General features: G+C 70.1%; 14 protein-coding genes. 10 read left to right on the top strand and 4 right to left on the bottom strand.

From position 1 onward, the window contains the following. Window positions 1-4: 4 nt before the first annotated feature. Window positions 5-376: a hypothetical protein gene (locus tag VGJ24_RS03725; protein ID WP_331499147.1), complete on the bottom strand. Its 372-nt coding sequence runs from the start codon at window positions 374-376 to the stop codon at window positions 5-7. A 417-nt stretch (window positions 377-793) separates the two neighbouring features. Here VGJ24_RS03725 and VGJ24_RS03720 point away from each other — a divergent pair, with 417 nt between their 5' ends. The 8 genes from VGJ24_RS03720 to VGJ24_RS03685 all read left to right on the top strand — a co-directional run bounded on the left by VGJ24_RS03720 (window position 794) and on the right by VGJ24_RS03685 (window position 8,684). After that, window positions 794-2,041 (top strand): HNH endonuclease signature motif containing protein, encoded by a 1,248-nt coding sequence (locus VGJ24_RS03720; protein ID WP_331499146.1) that lies wholly within the window; start codon window positions 794-796, stop codon window positions 2,039-2,041. Window positions 2,042-2,183: 142 nt separating this feature from the next. Continuing rightward, entirely contained in the window at window positions 2,184-2,603 is a 420-nt protein-coding gene (locus VGJ24_RS03715; RefSeq protein WP_331499145.1) for a YciI family protein, read from the top strand. After that, on the top strand, window positions 2,576-3,904 hold the full coding sequence (locus VGJ24_RS03710) for an RNA polymerase sigma factor (RefSeq protein WP_331499144.1): 1,329 nt from the start codon (window positions 2,576-2,578) through the stop codon (window positions 3,902-3,904). The genes VGJ24_RS03715 and VGJ24_RS03710 overlap by 28 nt, the downstream gene beginning before the upstream one ends. Before the next feature lie 231 nt (window positions 3,905-4,135). Continuing rightward, window positions 4,136-4,525, top strand: coding sequence for a DUF4234 domain-containing protein (locus VGJ24_RS03705; RefSeq protein ID WP_331499143.1), 390 nt, complete (start codon window positions 4,136-4,138; stop codon window positions 4,523-4,525). 384 nt (window positions 4,526-4,909) lie between these two features. Then, on the top strand, window positions 4,910-6,088 hold the full coding sequence (locus VGJ24_RS03700; protein WP_331499142.1) for a sensor histidine kinase: 1,179 nt from the start codon (window positions 4,910-4,912) through the stop codon (window positions 6,086-6,088). Continuing rightward, window positions 6,085-6,732, top strand: coding sequence for a response regulator transcription factor (locus VGJ24_RS03695; RefSeq protein ID WP_331499141.1), 648 nt, complete (start codon window positions 6,085-6,087; stop codon window positions 6,730-6,732). The genes VGJ24_RS03700 and VGJ24_RS03695 overlap by 4 nt, the downstream gene beginning before the upstream one ends. A 219-nt stretch (window positions 6,733-6,951) precedes the next feature. Beyond that, on the top strand, window positions 6,952-7,878 hold the full coding sequence (locus VGJ24_RS03690; protein ID WP_331499140.1) for an ABC transporter ATP-binding protein: 927 nt from the start codon (window positions 6,952-6,954) through the stop codon (window positions 7,876-7,878). Continuing rightward, window positions 7,875-8,684, top strand: coding sequence for an ABC transporter permease (locus VGJ24_RS03685; protein ID WP_331499139.1), 810 nt, complete (start codon window positions 7,875-7,877; stop codon window positions 8,682-8,684). The genes VGJ24_RS03690 and VGJ24_RS03685 overlap by 4 nt, the downstream gene beginning before the upstream one ends. Window positions 8,685-8,831: 147 nt before the next feature. On the opposite strand, the gene VGJ24_RS03680 is transcribed toward VGJ24_RS03685, so the two are convergent. After that, a complete protein-coding gene (locus tag VGJ24_RS03680) occupies window positions 8,832-9,335 on the bottom strand; it encodes a hypothetical protein (protein WP_331499138.1) in 504 nt (167 codons plus the stop codon). Between the two features lie 171 nt (window positions 9,336-9,506). Between VGJ24_RS03680 and zwf the strand changes: the two genes are divergently transcribed. Beyond that, window positions 9,507-10,916, top strand: a complete 1,410-nt coding sequence (gene zwf / locus VGJ24_RS03675) for a glucose-6-phosphate dehydrogenase (protein ID WP_331499137.1) — start codon at window positions 9,507-9,509, stop codon at window positions 10,914-10,916. Window positions 10,917-11,153: 237 nt separating this feature from the next. Beyond that, the gene (locus VGJ24_RS03670; protein ID WP_331499136.1) at window positions 11,154-13,262 is read left to right on the top strand and encodes a LuxR C-terminal-related transcriptional regulator; all 2,109 of its coding nucleotides are present in this window, start codon (window positions 11,154-11,156) and stop codon (window positions 13,260-13,262) included. Between the two features lie 48 nt (window positions 13,263-13,310). Here VGJ24_RS03670 and VGJ24_RS03665 read toward each other — a convergent pair whose 3' ends face one another. After that, window positions 13,311-14,864 (bottom strand): GMC family oxidoreductase, encoded by a 1,554-nt coding sequence (locus tag VGJ24_RS03665; protein ID WP_331499135.1) that lies wholly within the window; start codon window positions 14,862-14,864, stop codon window positions 13,311-13,313. Between the two features lie 15 nt (window positions 14,865-14,879). Further along, on the bottom strand, window positions 14,880-16,085 hold a 1,206-nt coding region (locus VGJ24_RS03660; protein WP_331499134.1), incomplete at its 5' end, for an NAD(P)/FAD-dependent oxidoreductase.

The following is a 16,085-nucleotide window of genomic DNA, read 5'->3' as shown; positions in this document are numbered from 1 at the left end:
ATGATCACGAGCTCCGGTGCCGGCTGGGCAGGCTGGTCACGTCCGAACCGTCGATGCCGAAGTTCGCGACGTGACCTTCCGCAGCAGGGTTCTCCGCGACGATCCGCTGGTAGACGCTGTCGACTTCCGGGTTCGTCTCCGTGGCCCAGGAGTTCTCGCGGATGTCGGCCATCGGGTTGTCCGGGTCGGAGCCGGCGCCGGTGGTGCCGGAGTGGCCGAGCACCACGACGGACGAGGGGTACGCCGAGTCCGTGGGCGGCGTCGTACCCGCTCCGGCGGAGCTCGAGTCGTCGCTCGAGCACGACGCGCACGCGACGCGTAGCCCGAGCGCCACGAGTGGTGCAATCGCTCGGCGCAGGTTGGTCGACAGGGCCATCGTCTGCTCCCTCCAGCGCGCGTCGTGACACCGGCGGCGCGGGTGCGGAGCGGCCCGAGGAGGTCGCGATCCCCGCCGGCATGTCCGCGGGACTCGCGCCCGGTCACCGCAGTGTGGCCGTCCTTCCAGATGTCGCGTGCCATCGCGGCTCGGCGCGAGGCCCACGGGCTCGACACCGTCGTGGTCTCGGACCCCGCGCCGGGCACCGTGCGATCTTGCCGGGCGAGCCGGTCGTGAGCGATGGGAGGAGGATGCGGCGAGGCGGAAGTGAGAAGGCCGACGGGCGCCTCGGCGACGCGGCTTGGGTCCAGGTCCACATGATGCTTGAGACAGCGCTATCCACAGCACGGACCGAGCAGGTTGCCGGCCGTTCGCACATGTGTTCGAATTCCAGTATCGAATTCTCGGGAGGTGCCCATGGGTCCGCAACCAGTCGCGATGCACCCGGTGCTGGCCTGTGCCGACGCGGTCGAGGCGGCGTTGAAGGATGTGGCCGGCGTGGATCCGGGGTTCATGCGGACCGGGGAGAAGGCCGAGGCGTTGCGCCGTCTGGACCGGCTGGAGTCTCAGCTGGCGGCGTTGCGGATGCGGGTGATGGCCACCGCTGAGGAGGTCGCGGAGACCACGGCGGATCACAGTGTGGCGACGTGGTTGGCGGCGGAGTCGCGGACCGATCCGCGAGACCGGGCCGGTGAGCTGGGGCTCGCGCGGTCGCTGGAGCGGCGCTGGACCCGGCTGGGCGCCGCCGTGGCCGACGGGAGTGTGCACCTGGCGCAGGCGCGGGTGATCGCCCACGCCCTGGAAGACCTGCCCGAAGCCGAGGTGGGACCGGAGGTGCTGGTCAAGGCCGAGGAGGCGTTGATCGGGTACGCCGCCACATATGCGCCGCGGGCGTTGCGGCGGCTGGGCCGCCGGATCCTCGATGTCGCCGCACCTGAGGTCGCCGACCAGGCAGAGGGCAGGGCGCTGGCACGAGAGGAGCGCCGGGCCGCTGCGGTGACCAGCTTGAGCCTGCGCCGACTCGGCGACGGGACCACTCGGATCAGCGGACGGCTGGCCGATGCGATGGCGGACCGGTTGCGGACCTACCTGGACGCCTACACCTCACCGCGGCACCGGACCGTGGTGCATCAGGACCCGGGGGAGCCGGTCAGTCCGCGGCGCCGGTTGGGGCAGGCGTTCGGGACGTTCCTGGAGGCCGCCGACCCGGCCCGGATGCCGTTGCACGGCGGGGACGCGACCACGGTCCTGGTCACCGTCGACCTGAGGACGTTGCAGTCGGATCTGGCGGGGGTAGGGCTCGTTGGGGAGGAGCCGATCAGCGCCGGCCAGGTCCGCCGGTTGGCGTGCACCGCGCAGATCGTCCCGGTCGTCCTGGGCGGGAAGTCCGAGGTGCTCGATCTCGGCCGGGCGAGTCGGCTGTACTCCCCGGCGCAGCGCAAGGCGATGGCCGTGCGTGACCGACGCTGTCGCGCCGAGGGGTGCACGATCCCGGCCGCGTGGTGCGAGGCCCACCACGCCAACACGCCCTGGGCGAAGGGTGGGCTGACCGACATCGCCGACGGAGTCCTGTTGTGTGCCTGGCATCACCACCGGGCCCACGACGACCGCTACGACGCGCGGCGACTACCCGAAGGCGACTACCGCTTCCACAGACGAACGTGAGCGCAGAAGAGGGCCTGGCGGTTTGGAGACGGGCCCAACGGGGCCTTTCTCAACCACCGGGGGTGGGTGTGTCGATCGGGCGTGCTGCTGTTCGACCTAGGGATGAGAGGGTCGAGAGGGACCCGGACATGAGGAGTGAGTCATGAAGTACATGCTGATCATGCGGGCCACCGACGAGACGTGGGCGGCGTACCAGGACATCGACTTCAACGACGTCATCGAGACGATGGGCCGGTTCAACGGCGAGCTCATCGACGCCGGCGTCCTGGTCGCCGCGGAGGGGCTGGACGACGCGAAAGACACCGTCGTCGTCGACTACTCGTCGCAGCCGCCGGTGGTGACCGACGGGCCGTACGGCGAGACCAAGGAGCTGTTCAACGGCTTCTGGATCCTCGACGTCGCATCGCAGGAGGAGGCGGTTGAGTGGGCCAAGCGTGCGCCGCTGGCCGGTCCCGGCTCGAAGGCGGAGATCCGGCGGGTGGCGAGCATCGACGAGTTCCCACAGGACAACAAGTGGGTCCAGAAGGAGCGGGCGTGGCGGGAGTCGACCGGCCAGGTCTGACCGAGGAACCCGCACCGCCTGGCGACTCCACCGCGAGTCGCCAGGCGGTCGCGGCCGTGTGGCGCATCGAGTCGGCGCGGATCGTCGGCGCGCTCGCCCGCTACACCGGCGACTTCGCGATGGCCGAGGATCTCGCGCAGGAGGCGCTGGCCGAGGCGCTGGTCTCGTGGCCGCGCGACGGCGTACCCAGCAACCCGGCCGGGTGGCTGATGACCGTCGGCCGGCGGCGTGCGATCGACGCGTTCCGGCGGAGGTCGGCCCTAGATGAGCGGTACGCCGCGATGGCGGCCGAGCTTGATCCGGGCGAGGCCACGTCGGGATCGGCGCCGCCCCGGCGAGAGGAGGACGACGTGCTGTACGACCCCGAGCGGATCGACGACGACGTCCTCGCCCTCGTCTTCATCTCCTGCCACCCGGTGCTCTCGCGCGAAGCGAGCGTGGCGCTCAGTCTGCGGGTGCTCGGCGGCCTGACCAGCGACGAGATCGCGCGGGCGTTCGTGACCCCGACCACGACCGTCCAGGCCCGGATCACCCGCGCCAAGAAGACGCTGGCCGCGGCGCACGTGGCGTTCGAGGTGCCCCCGCCCGACGAACGCCGGGAGCGGCTCAGTGCGGTGCTGAGCGTCATCTACCTGATCTTCACCGAGGGCTCGAGCGCCACGTCGGGCGGCGAGTGGATCCGCACCGACCTCGCCCGCGAGGCGATCCGCCAGGCCCGGGTGCTCGCCCGGCTGATGCCGACGGAGCCCGAGACGCAGGGGCTGCTCGCCCTCCTCGAGCTCACGGCCGCCCGCTTCCCGGCCAGGGTGCGGGACGACGGGACGCCGGTGCTGCTGGAGGACCAGGACCGGCGACGGTGGGACCGGTCAGCGATCCGACGGGGCCGCGCGGCCCTGGCCTCGGCCGGGCGCGTCGGTCGCGGGCTGGGTGCCTACGGGCTCCAGGCCGCCATCGCCGAGTGCCACGCGGTCGCACCCTCGGTCGAGGACACCGACTGGGAACGGATCGTCCTGCTGTACGACGCCCTGAGCTCCCTCGCCCCGTCGCCGATCGTCGAGCTCAACCGTGCCGTCGCGGTCTCGATGGCTCGGGGCCCGGCTGCCGCGCTGCCGCTGGTCGACTCGCTGGTGGAGGCGGGAGATCTCACGGGCTCGCACCTGCTGCCGGGCGTCCGCGGTGAGCTGCTCACCCGGCTCGGCCGCACCGACGAGGCCCGTAGCGAGCTGGAGGCCGCCGTACGGCTGTGCCCCAGCGAGCGGGAACGCGGCGTGCTGCAGGGCAAGCTCGACGCGCTCGCCTGACTCGGCGCGCGGCCGCGCCGTACCTGCGCCTGAGCTTGCGCCGGGTGGTTTCGACACGTTCGCCCGGGCGGCGGGCTTAGGCTCGCCGCTCAACGGACACACACGGGAGGACCCATGACCGAGACGCCCGCATCCGAGAGCCCGCAGGAGCCGGTGACCGAGCAAGCACCAGACGCGCCCCCACCGCCGCCCGCCATGTCACCCGCCATGTCACCCGCCATGTCACCTGCCATGCCGCCCCCGAGCGCTGTCGCTACGGCGCAGGTCGGGAAGGTCCGCGACACCGGGATCTGCATCCTGCTCATGGTCGTGACCCTCGGGTTCTACAGCTGGTACTGGTACTTCAAGACCCACGAGGAGATGAAGCGCCACACCGGCACCGGGATCGGTGGCGGCATCGCCCTGCTGCTGGCGATCTTCATCGGCATCGTGATGCCGTTCCTGAACTCGAACGAGGTGGGTCACCTCTACGAGAAGCGTGGCCAGAAGCCGCCGGTGACGGCGCTGACCGGGCTCTGGGCCCTGCTGCTCGGCTGGTTCTTCTTCGTCGGGGCCATCGTGTGGTTCGTGAAGACCAACGGCGCACTGAACGCCTACTGGCGGTCGCTCGGCGCGAGCTGAGGGCGGGTCTCGACGGGCTCGACCCACGGGTTGTCGACAGGAGCGGAAGGGGCCGGTGGCCTGAGATCGCCACACGTAGTCCAGTGAGGCGTGCCCAGGTCTCGGAAGCGCCGTCGTCACCAGAAGCGCCGTCCTCACCAGAAGCGCAGTCCTCACCAGAAGCGCAGTCCTCACCAGAACCGCCCTAGCCCACGCCCGTCGTAGTGGGATCGCGACCCCGGGCGGGTGCCCGAGGAGTCGGGGCCGGGTGAGTGACGAGGGCGTGGCGCCGTCGACGACGAGGCGGCGCCATACGTCGCCGCCTCGGCCCGGAGCCTCGGTTGACCAGAGGCCGTCCTACCTTCGTAGGACGCGGGCGGCGTCCAACTGGCCTACGTTGAGCCGATGGGTCGGGTCTGGCGGTGGTTGGCGACCTGGGGCTTCGACGTCCTGGTGGTGGCCGCGGCAACCGCCACTGCGGTCGGCACGGTGCTGCGCGACGATGCGGACCGCCCGGACGGTCTGGCGCTGTGGCTCGAGGTCACCGCGATCACCGTCGTGCTGCTGGCGCTGCTGGCCCGGAGGCGGTTCCCGTTCCTCGCCCCGGCGTTCGTCTGGATCGGTGCCGCTGGGCTGACCTTCCTCGACCACCAGCTGGTCTCGACCCAGGCCGGGGTGTTCCTGTGCGGCATGGGGGCCGCGGTGCTGTTCGGCGGCCTGCGGAGCGGGCGCGAGGCCCGGATCGGTCTGGTGATCGTGCTCGTCGGCGCAGCGATCGTGGTCTACCACGACCCGACGCATACGACAGGCAACCTGCTGTTCACCCCGGTGCTCTTCGCGGTCGCCTGGATCGCGGGGCGCGCGCTGCGTGACCGGGCCGAGCGGAGTGTCGCCGCGGAGGATCGCGCGCTGCGAGCCGAGCGGGAGAGGGAGTCGGCGGCGCGGGTGGCGGTCGCCGAGGAGCGGGCCCGGATGGCGCGCGAGCTGCACGACGTCGTGGCCCACGCGGTGAGCGTGATGGTGCTGCAGGTCGGGGCGGTACGGCGCCGGATCCCGGCCGGATCCGAGGAGGCAGACGCCCTGAACAGCGTCGAACACGTCGGCCGTACGGCGCTCGCGGAGATGCGCCGGTTGCTCGGCGCCATGCGACAGGGCGACGACCTGGCGGAGCTCACGCCGCACCCAGGGCTGGACGACCTGCAGACCCTCGCGGGAGACGTCCGCGCCGCGGGGCTCGACGTACGACTCCACGTGAACGGCGACCCCGTCGCGCTGCCGCGCTCCCTCGACCTCTCGGCGTACCGCATCGTCCAGGAGGGGCTCACCAACGCCCTCAAACATTCCGGCGGACGCCGGGCCGACGTGACCGTCGCGTACGCGCCCGACCAGCTGCGGCTCGAGGTGCGCGACGACGGCCCGGGCGGCTTCGCGCAGACCGACGGGCTACAGAACGGGCTGGGCCACGGTCTGATCGGTATCGGCGAGCGGGTGAAGGCCTACGGCGGAGACATGTCGGCGTTCGTGGCCACGTCCGGAGGCTTCGTGCTCCGCGCCTCCCTGCCGCTGGAGAGCGCGGACGCATGACCATCCGGGTGCTGGTGGTCGACGACCAGGCGATGGTGCGGGCGGGCTTCCGGATGCTCCTGGGCGACGAGCTCGACATCGAGGTGGTGGCCGAGGCGAGCAACGGGCTCGAGGCGGTCGCCGAGGCGGCACGGACCCGCCCCCAGGTCGTGCTCATGGACATCCGGATGCCCGAGCTGGACGGGCTCGAGGCGACCCGGCGCATCCTCGCGGCCGACCAGGACAGCCGGGTGCTGATCCTCACGACGTTCGACCTCGACGAGTACGTGTACGGCGCGCTGCGGGCGGGCGCGAGCGGCTTCGTGCTCAAGGACGACCCGCCCGAGCAGCTGATCGCCGCCGTACGCACCGTGGCCGGCGGCGACGCGCTGCTCTCGCCGGCCATCACCCGGCGAGTGATCCAGCACTTCACCAAGCAGCCGCGCCAGGCGCCGCCGAAGGCGGTCGAGGAGTTGACAGCGCGGGAGACGGACGTCTTCCGGCTGATCACGAAGGGCTACTCGAACGCCGAGATCGGTGCTGAGCTCTTCATCAGCGACACGACGGTGAAGACGCATGTGACGCGGCTGCTCCAGAAGCTCGACCTCCGTGATCGCGCGCAGGCGATCGTGCTGGCGTACCAGACGGGGTTGTTCGAGGGCTGAGGACTCCTCCCATGTGAGGACGCGTACGACGCACAAGGTGCCCCTCGAGAGACGACCTCGCGACGACGCGGCGACCCCCTCGGCGTACCTAGCGTTCTGGGACATGAGCTACCTACGGATCGACCACCTGACCGAGTGGATCGTCGCGACTTCCCGGTGGACGACACCGCAGCCGCCTCATTCACGCCCCACCACTCCCACGCAGAGGACCTGCCGCCCATGATCACCATCGACTCACTCACCAAGAAGTACGGCGGCACCACCGTCGTCCACGACATCTCCTTCACCGCCCGGAACGGCCGGGTCACCGGCTTCCTGGGCCCCAACGGCGCCGGCAAGTCCACGTCCATGCGGATGATGGTCGGCCTGACGACGCCCGACGAGGGCACGGCGACCATTTCCGGCCGCCGGTTCGCCGACCTGCCCAACCCCGGGCGCGAGGTCGGCGTGATGCTCGACGCCTCCGCCCAGCACGCGGGCCGTACCGGCCGCGAGATCCTGACCATCGCCCAGCAGATCATGGGCGTCCCGGCATCCCGGGTCGCCGAGCTGCTCGAGCTGGTCAGCCTCACCGGGGCCGAAGCGGACCGGCGGGTCGGCAACTACTCGCTCGGCATGCGCCAGCGCCTCGGCATCGCCGCCGCACTCATCGGCGACCCGTCAGTGCTGATCCTCGACGAGCCTGCCAACGGGCTCGACCCGGCCGGCATCCGCTGGATGCGCGACCTGCTGCGCGACTACGCCGACCACGGGGGGACCGTGCTGCTGTCCTCCCACCTGCTGGCCGAGATCGAGATCATCGCCGACGACATCGTGATGATCGGGCAGGGACGGATCGTGTCCCAAGGATCCAAGGCCGAGCTCCTCGCCGCAGCGGGGACCGTGGTCCGCGCCGCGGACATCGAGGCCCTCCAGCGAGCGCTTGCCACTGCCGGCGTCACCGCGACCGTCTGCGAGGACGGATCGCTCCGCACCGACGCGGAAGCCGCCGTCGTCGGGCGCGCGGCGTACGACGGCGGCGTGGTGCTCACCGAGCTCCGCAACGCAGACAGTGGCGGACTCGAGGAGATGTTCCTCGAGCTGACCGCCGACACCCAACGAGACACCACCCCACGAGACAACACACGAGAAAGGTCAGCGGCATGACCGCCACCACCGCACTCCACGCAGACCAGGTCACGACCGGTCGACGTACCGAGTTCAAGCCCATCCCGCTCAGCCGGGTCGTCCGCGTCGAGCTCCGCAAGATGTTCGACACCCGCTCGGGCTTCTGGCTGATCGCGAGCATCGCGATCACCGGCCTGATCGCCACGATCGCGACTGTCGGGTTCGCGCCGGACAAGTACCTCACCTACTACAACTTCGCGAAGGCGGTCGGCTACCCGATCACGGTGATCCTGCCGATGGTCGCCCTGCTGTCCATCACCAGCGAGTGGAGCCAGCGCAGCGGGTTGACGACCTTCACCTACGTGCCGAGTCGGCGCCGGGTGGTCTGGGCGAAGACCCTCTCGGCGGTGATCGTGGCCGTTGCCTCGATGCTGTTCGCGTTCGCGGTTGGAGCCGTCGGGAACGTCGTCGGCAGCACCATCGCCGGTACGCCGACGGTCTGGGACCTCTCGCTCGGGCACGCCCTCACGATCGTGCTGGGCAACCTGATCTCGCTGTCGATCGGCACCATGCTCGGGATGCTGCTGCGCAGCTCGGCCGGCGGCCTGGTCATGTACTTCGTGCTCGTCCTGCTCGTGCCGAACCTGTCCGGTCTCTTGGCCACCAGCCAGGACTGGTACAAGGACCTGCAGCCCTGGGTGGACCTCCCTTACGCGCAGACTTACCTGTTCGAGGGCATGCAGACCGGTGCCCAGTGGGCACATGTCGCCACCACGGTCGGCCTCTGGATCGTCCTCCCCGGGATCTTCGGACTCCGCCGGGTGATGCGCTCCGAGGTGAAGTAACTCCGACCACACGCCCATCAGGATTCAGGGAGGCCCCGTCACTTGCGAGTGGCGGGGCCTCCCTGCACCCGGTGGGCCGCACGAGGTGGGCACGAGATGGGCACGAGGTGGGCACGAGGTGGGCGTGAGGTGGGCTTGAGATCGACCTCAGCTCGACGTCAGGTCGACCCCGCAGGTCTTCTTGGCGTGGCTCGAGATCCGCGTCGCCGCGTCGCTGACGTCGGTGCTGCTCAGGGCCTGCAGCTTGGGGGCCAGTGCCGCGAGCTTCGCCGGATCGATACCCGCGGGCACCTCTCCGTTCTGCATCGCCGCCAGGTCGCTGGGCTTCAGGCCCGCGTCCTTGAGCGCGTTCTGGATCGTGGTGATGGCGCCGTCGAGCGTCTTCCAGTCGGCGGCGACGTCGTCCGGTGCGTCCCCCGCGAGCGTATGCATCCGCTGGAAGACCTGGTCGAGCTGGGACAGGTCCGGGTTGCTGCCACTGAGGTCCGCGAAGTAGGCCTTGTCGGTCTTCAGCTCCTGGCAGTAGTCGCCCGAGGCGTCGCCACCACCGCCCCCGGAGCCACAGGCGGTCAGAACACTGGCGGCCAGGGTGAGGACGACGGAGCCGATGAAGGCGTTGATGACGGTGCCGATGACGGTGTTGATGCGCATGGTTGTTCCCCCGTTGACGACAGGTTCAGCCCTGATGTCGGTGTGGGCAGTGTGCCCGAATCCCTCCCTTCGTGTCTCGCCCCCGCCGCTGATCCCGACCGGAATCACCCGGCACGGGCGATTCTTCCGAACGGCGCTCTTGGCACCTTGGGAGTGAGCGAAGGAGAGGGCATGGCAACCAGCGCCGGCAGCACCCAACCGCGCCCGGCAGACGTCTTCGTGATCTTCGGGATCACCGGGGACCTCGCCAAGGTGATGACGTTCCGATCGCTGTACCGGCTGGAGGCCCGGGGCCTCCTCGACTGCCCGATCGTGGGCGTGGCGGTCGACGACTGGACCGTCGACCAGCTCGAGGAGCGGGCTCGCACCTCCATCGAGGGGACCGGGGAGACGATCGACGACGACGTCTTCAAACGGTTCGCGGCGAGGCTGTCCTACGTCGGCGGCGACTTCACCGACCCGGCGACGTACGAACGCGTCGGTGAGGCGATCAAGGGCGCCGAGACCCCGGTCTTCTACCTCGAGATCCCGCCGTTCCTGTTCGGGAGAGTCGTCCAGGGGCTGGCGGACGCGGGCCTGAACAAGGGTGCCCGCTTCGTCATCGAGAAGCCCTTCGGCCACGATCAGACGTCCGCACGGGTTCTTGCCGACGAGCTGCACGAGTACGTCGACGAGGCGCAGCTGTACCGGATCGACCACTACCTCGGGAAGATGGGCCTCGAGGAGATCATGCACCTGCGCTTCGCCAACGCGATCCTCGAGCCCATTTGGAGTCGCAACTACCTCGAGTGCGTCCAGATCACGATGGCGGAGGACTTCGGCGTCGACGACCGCGGCAGCTTCTACGACCCGGTCGGCGCACTGCGCGACGTGGTGGTCAACCACCTGATGCAGCTCGTCGCGGCCGCGGCCATGGAGCCGCCGGCACGGGGCGACCTGCATACGGTCAAGGAGTCGCAGGTCGCGCTGTTCCGCTCCGTCGTCGAGGCCGATCCGGCCCGCTACGTGCGCGGCCAGTACGACGGATACCAGGACATCAAGGGGGTCGCCGCCGGCTCGACGACCGAGACGTACGCCGCCCTGCGGCTCGACATCGAGAACTGGCGCTGGGCCGGAGTGCCCTTCTTCATCCGGACCGGCAAGCGGCTCCCGGTGACCCAGACCGAGCTGCGGCTGGTCTTCAAACGTCCACCACGTCTGGGATTCTGGCCGGCCAACCACGACCCCGAGCCCAACCAGCTCGTCGTCAAGCTGGATCCGTCCACCGGGATCCGCGTCCAGGTCGACGCCCGCCGTACCGACCTCGGGAGGATCGGACCGATCCAGCTCGACATGGAGTTCGCCACCGAGGGCGGTGAGGGCGCGACCCCCTACGAGGTCCTGCTGCACGCCGCGATGGCGGGAGACAGCACCAGGTTCGCCCGCCAGGACGGGATCGAGGAGACCTGGCGCGTCATGCAGCCACTTCTCGACGCGCCGCCACCGGTCCACTCCTACACCCCCGGCTCCTGGGGACCGCAGGCCGGAGACGACATCACGGCCGGCCTGGGCGGGTGGCGCACTCCCTGGCTGCCAGCCTGAGTCCCGACCTCGGCTCTCGGGGGCGGTGGACGGCTCTGGCCGCGTGGTCGGGGCAGCGGTACCGTCTACAGAATGCGGGGGGAGGGCCGACGCACGTCATCACGGGCGCGCCCGCCTGCCCCGCGGACAGGAACCGGCACCCGGTCGCAGGCGTACGCCGTACCCCCGCCGACGTCTGGTCCGGCGTCTGGTCCGACAGCTGGTCCGACACAGCGTTCTGCCCTCGTCGACTGGCTGATGGCGTCCGACGAGTCGGTGGTCACCATCGTTGCCCCACCGGGCTACGGGAAGTCGACGCTGCTGGATCAGTGGCGGAAGCGACGCGGAGCACGCGTCGCGTGGGTCTCGTGTGACCTGATCCACGACGATCCCAGGTCGCTGGCGAACGCGGTGGCCGCGGCCCTCGGCGCGGACTCGACCGATCTGGTCAAGGGTGCGACCGAGTCCACCGAGGACGACCCGAGCCTTGTTGCCCAGCGCCTGATGGACATCCTCGGCGCGCTCCCGCGCACGGTCGCCCTGGCTCTCGATCAGGTGGAGGCGCTCGCCAGTCGTGACAGCAGGAAGCTCGTCCGTGCGCTCGCGACGGACGTGCCGGCGGGCTCGCAGCTCGTGCTGGCGTCGCGGGACGAGATGCCGTTCCCGACGGCGCGGATGCGCGTCCAACGCAGCCTGCTCGAGATCGGCACGGAGGATCTGGCGATGTCTTCCGGCGAGGCCTCCTCACTGATCGCCACCGCCGGCGTCGCGGTGACCGACGCAGAGACGGACCGGCTGGTGCAGCAGACCGAGGGGTGGCCCGCGGGGCTCTACCTCGCCGCCCTGGCGATCCGGGAGGGTCAGGCGTCGGCCAAGCACGGGGTCAGGGGTGACGAGCGGCTGCTGGCCGACTACCTGCGGTCCGAGGTGCTGGACCGCATCCCCCGCAAGCAGGTGAGGTTCCTCCTCCGTACGTCGATCCTGGAGCGGGTGAACGGCGGGCTCGGCGATGCGGTCGCGGGCGGCGACGGTGGCATGCGGTTGCTGGAACGGCTGAAGCGACGGAACCTCCTGGTGCAACCCCTCGACGGCAGGGGCGAGTGGTACCGGTACCACCACCTCCTCCGAGAGATGCTGCAAGCCGAGGTCCGCCGGGACACTCCCGACCTGATCCCGGAGCTGCACGCTCGCGCCTCCGCATGGTTCGAGGCGGAGGGCGACCTGGAAGAGGCCATCGAGCACGCATTCCTGGCCGGCGACACGCTCCGGTTCGGACGTCTGGTCCTCGAGACGATGCAGGTGGTCTGGGCGAGCGGCCGCGTCGAGACGGTCCAGGGATGGATGGCGCGGCTCGGTCACCGGTCGCCGGCCGCACACACGCCGGCGATGATCAGCCATGGGGCCTTGATCTTCGCCCTGCTCGGGCAGGCCGGTGATGCCGAGCGTTGGGCCGCGGTCGCCGAGGGGCTTCCCACGACCGGCCGCCTGTCCGACGGCAGCACGGTCGAGGGAACGTTGGCCTATCTGCGGGCGAACCTGTGCCGCGACAGTCCGGCCGCGATGCGAGCGGACGCGGCCGCCGCTCTGGAAGGACTCAGCCCCGCCAGCCCCTACCGCGCCACGATGGTCCACACCCAAGGCTTGTCCTACCTGCTCGAGGGCGATCTCGAGCGGGCCGACGCGTCGTTCGCGCACGCCTACGACCTCGCCGCCGGCATCGACTCGGCCCCGTTGGCCGCTCTCGTCCTCACCGAGCAGTTTCTGATCGCCGTCGAACGTGACGAGTGGAGCGCCGCGGACTCGCTGATCAAGCGCTCGCTGCAGATCGTCTCCGAGGGTCCGTACGACGACTACTGGACCAGCGCTCTCGTGTACGCCGCGGCCGCCCATGCCGCGGTGCACCGCGGCAACATGCCCGAGGCACGTCAGTACGTGCGGAAGGCGGCCCGGCTGCGCCCTCTCCTGACCTACGCGTTGCCGGTCGTCTCGGTCCAGGCGTTGCTCGAGCTGGCTCGGACCTACCTGGCGCTGATCGACCCGGCGGGGGTCCGGGCCGTGCTGGAGCAGATCCGGGGGATCCTGAGGCAGCGGCCCGAGCTCGGCAACCTGGTGACGGCCACCCGCCGGCTGGACGAGCGCGTCAGCCAGATCATCGCCGCCACGCCGATCGGGGCGTCGTCCCTGACCACGGCCGAGATCCGCCTGGTCCCGTGGCTACCCACGCGGCTCACCTACTCCGAGATCGGGGAGAAGCTCTTCATCTCCCGGCACACCGTGAAGACCCAGGCCACCTCGATGTACCACAAGCTCGGCGCGTCATCGCGCACGGAGGCGGTCGACCGAATGATCGAGCTCGGTCTCGTCTAATCCGCCGCTCAGCCCGCCGCTCAGCCAGCGCCGCTCAACCAGAGCCGATCAACCCAGTCTGGTCAGCAGGTGGTCGCCCACGCGCAGCGCGTTCGCCATCGCGGTGAGTGCCGGGTTGACCGCTCCGATGCTCGGGAAGAAGCTCGTGTCCACGACGTACAGGTTGTCGACCTCGTGGGCCTTGCAGTCGGTGTCCAGCACCGAGGTCTCGGGCTCGCTCCCGAATCGCACGGTGCCGGCCTGGTGGGCGCACCCCGCGACCGGGATGTCGTTCTTCATGTACACGTCCCGCGGGATCAGGTGGTGCCGGTCCATGCCGAGGTGGCTCAGGTGCTTCTTCACCCGGCGGTAGAGCTGGTCCATGGGCTCCTGGTTGTTCGGCGTGTAGCTCAGTACGACGTTGCCGTCGCGGTCGAGGGTGACGCGGTTGTCGGGGTCGGGCAGGTCCTCGACGGACAGCCAGAAGTCGATGGCGTGCGCGGCGACGTCGCCCAGGGCGAAGGTCGGCGCCAACTTGGTCTGGATCGGCTTCTCCCCGCGATACATGGGGGCAGACGACTTGCCGACCATCTGGAGGTTGCCCATCGGGTAGTCGAAGTCGGCATCCCCGAAGTAGTAGTCGTTGAGCCCAAGCGTCTTCTGGAAGCGGGTGTCGTTGGGTTCGGTCGACACCGCCAGGAAGGCCCGGCTGTTGTGGAAGACGTAGTTGCGCCCGACCTGGTCCGAGCCGTTGGCGAGGCCGTTCGGGTGGCGGTCGTTGGCGCTGGCGAGCAACAGCTTGGCGGAGTTGGCCGCGCCCGCGGAGATGACGACGATGTCGCTGGTGAAGCGCTGCTCCACGCCTTCGACGTCGGCGACGACCGAGGTCACCGTGCGACCCGACTCGTCGGTCTCGAGCCGGCGTACGACGGCGTTGCGGACCAGGTCGAGGTTGTCGTGCTGCATCGCCGGCCGTACGGCGACCACCTCGGCGTCGGACTTGGCGTGCACCAGGCACGGGAAGCCGTCGCACGTCGCACAGCGGATGCACGGGCTGGAGGCAGGCTCCGCCTCGTCGAGCAGGATGCCCGACGGCGAGTGGAACGGATGGAGCCCGACCTGGGTCAGGTCGTCGAAGAGCTTCTGGATGCGGGGCTCGTGCGAGACCGGGGGATGGGGATACGGCGCCGACGCCGGCGGCTCGGTGGGATCCTCACCCCGGGCGCCGTGCACCTGGTAGAGCTCCTCGGCCTGCGTGTAGTACGGCTCGAGGTCGCGGTAGTCGATGGGCCAGGCCGGCGAGATCCCGTCGTGGTGCTTGAGCTCGCCGAAGTCGCGCTCCCTGAGCCGGTACAGGGCCGCCCCGTAGAACTTCGTCGCGCCGCCGACGAAGTAGTGGATCTGGGGCTGGAACGGCTCGCCGTGCTCGTCGTACCAGCGGTCGGTCGACACGTACCGGTTGTCGACGAAGACCGCCGCCGCGTCCCAGTTCTCGATCTCGCGAGGAAGCCAGTCACCGCGCTCCAGGATCAGGATCCGCTTGCCGGACGGTGCCAGCCGGTGCGCCAGGGTGCCGCCGCCTGCCCCGGACCCGACGATGATCACGTCGTAGTGGTCGTTCATGGCTTCCTCTCCGACTCAGGTGTGTTGCGTCGCGGTGCTGGGGGCGGGTTCGTCGACGGCGATGTGCGGGATGTCGGCCTCGTGGTCGCCCCACGCGATGCGCTTCGGGGCCGTGTGCGCCTCGATCGTGGCGGCATGGTCGCGGTCGAAGTAGTCCCACGCCCAGGTGAGGAAGGCATCGGTCTTGCTGTGCGCGCCGCTGAGCAGCGTCGCGTGCACGCCGAGCCACGCCGCGAACGCGATCGGACCCTCGACCAGGTGGTGCCGCTTGCCGACCTCGGCGACCGCGGCGTTGCGGCCGATCATCGCCATGATGCCCTTGTCCTTGTACTTGAAGGGGGTTGTCGGCTGATGCCCAAGCTCACGCAGGATGTTCTCGGCCGCCCACAGGCCCGACTGCTGTGCTACCGAGCCCAGCTGTGGCAATGTCGGCGCATCCTGGTCAGCGGAGGGGATGTTCGCGACGTCGCCTACGGCGTAGACGCCCGGGTAGCCCTCGACGGTCAGGTCGGGCCGGACGTTGAGCCGTCCGCCGCGCCCGAGGACCGGCCCGAGTGCTTGCGCGACTGCCGAGCCCGATTCCCCACCGCCCCACACGACGGTGCGCGCCGGGATCGTGGTCTTGTCGTCGAGCTCGACCCGGTCGGGGTGAACGGCGGCGACACCGACCTCGAGCTTGACATCCGCGCCGACCTCGGCGAGCTTGCGCAGGGCGTACTCGTGAGCCTTGCTCGAGAACTGTCCGAGAAGCATCGGTGAGCGATCAACGATGGTGATCTTCCCGGCGGGGTCGAGGCGGCCGGTGTTTTGCAGGGCCTGCATCAGCTCGGCCAATGCACCGGTGGTCTCGACCCCGGTCGGGCCGCCACCCACGATCACCACGTCGAGCGCTCCTGGCTCAGCGGAACCGCCGCTTGCCATGGCCTTCTGCAGCAAGCGCTGCAGGTGCAGGCGCAGCCGCTCGGCATCAGCCACCGAGTACAGCGGGAACGCGTGCTCGGCCGCCCCGGGCACCCCGAAGAAGTTCGGCCGGGCGCCCGCAGCCATCACCAGGTGCGAGCCCGTCAGGGTCTGCCCATCCGACAGCACCAGGCTGCGTTCGGAGAGCTTGACTGCGGACACGTGCGCGGTCACGAGGGTCACCGACGGGTAGTCCGCGAAGATCACCCGATGCGGCCTGGCGATGTCCTCGGCCGGGAGCTGCGCGCTCGCCACCTGGTA

Origin of the sequence: Nocardioides sp. (genome assembly GCF_036493135.1) — a bacterium.
Taxonomy (GTDB): Bacteria; Actinomycetota; Actinomycetes; order Propionibacteriales; family Nocardioidaceae; genus Nocardioides.
This window is presented reverse-complemented; position numbering and strand designations above follow the sequence as displayed.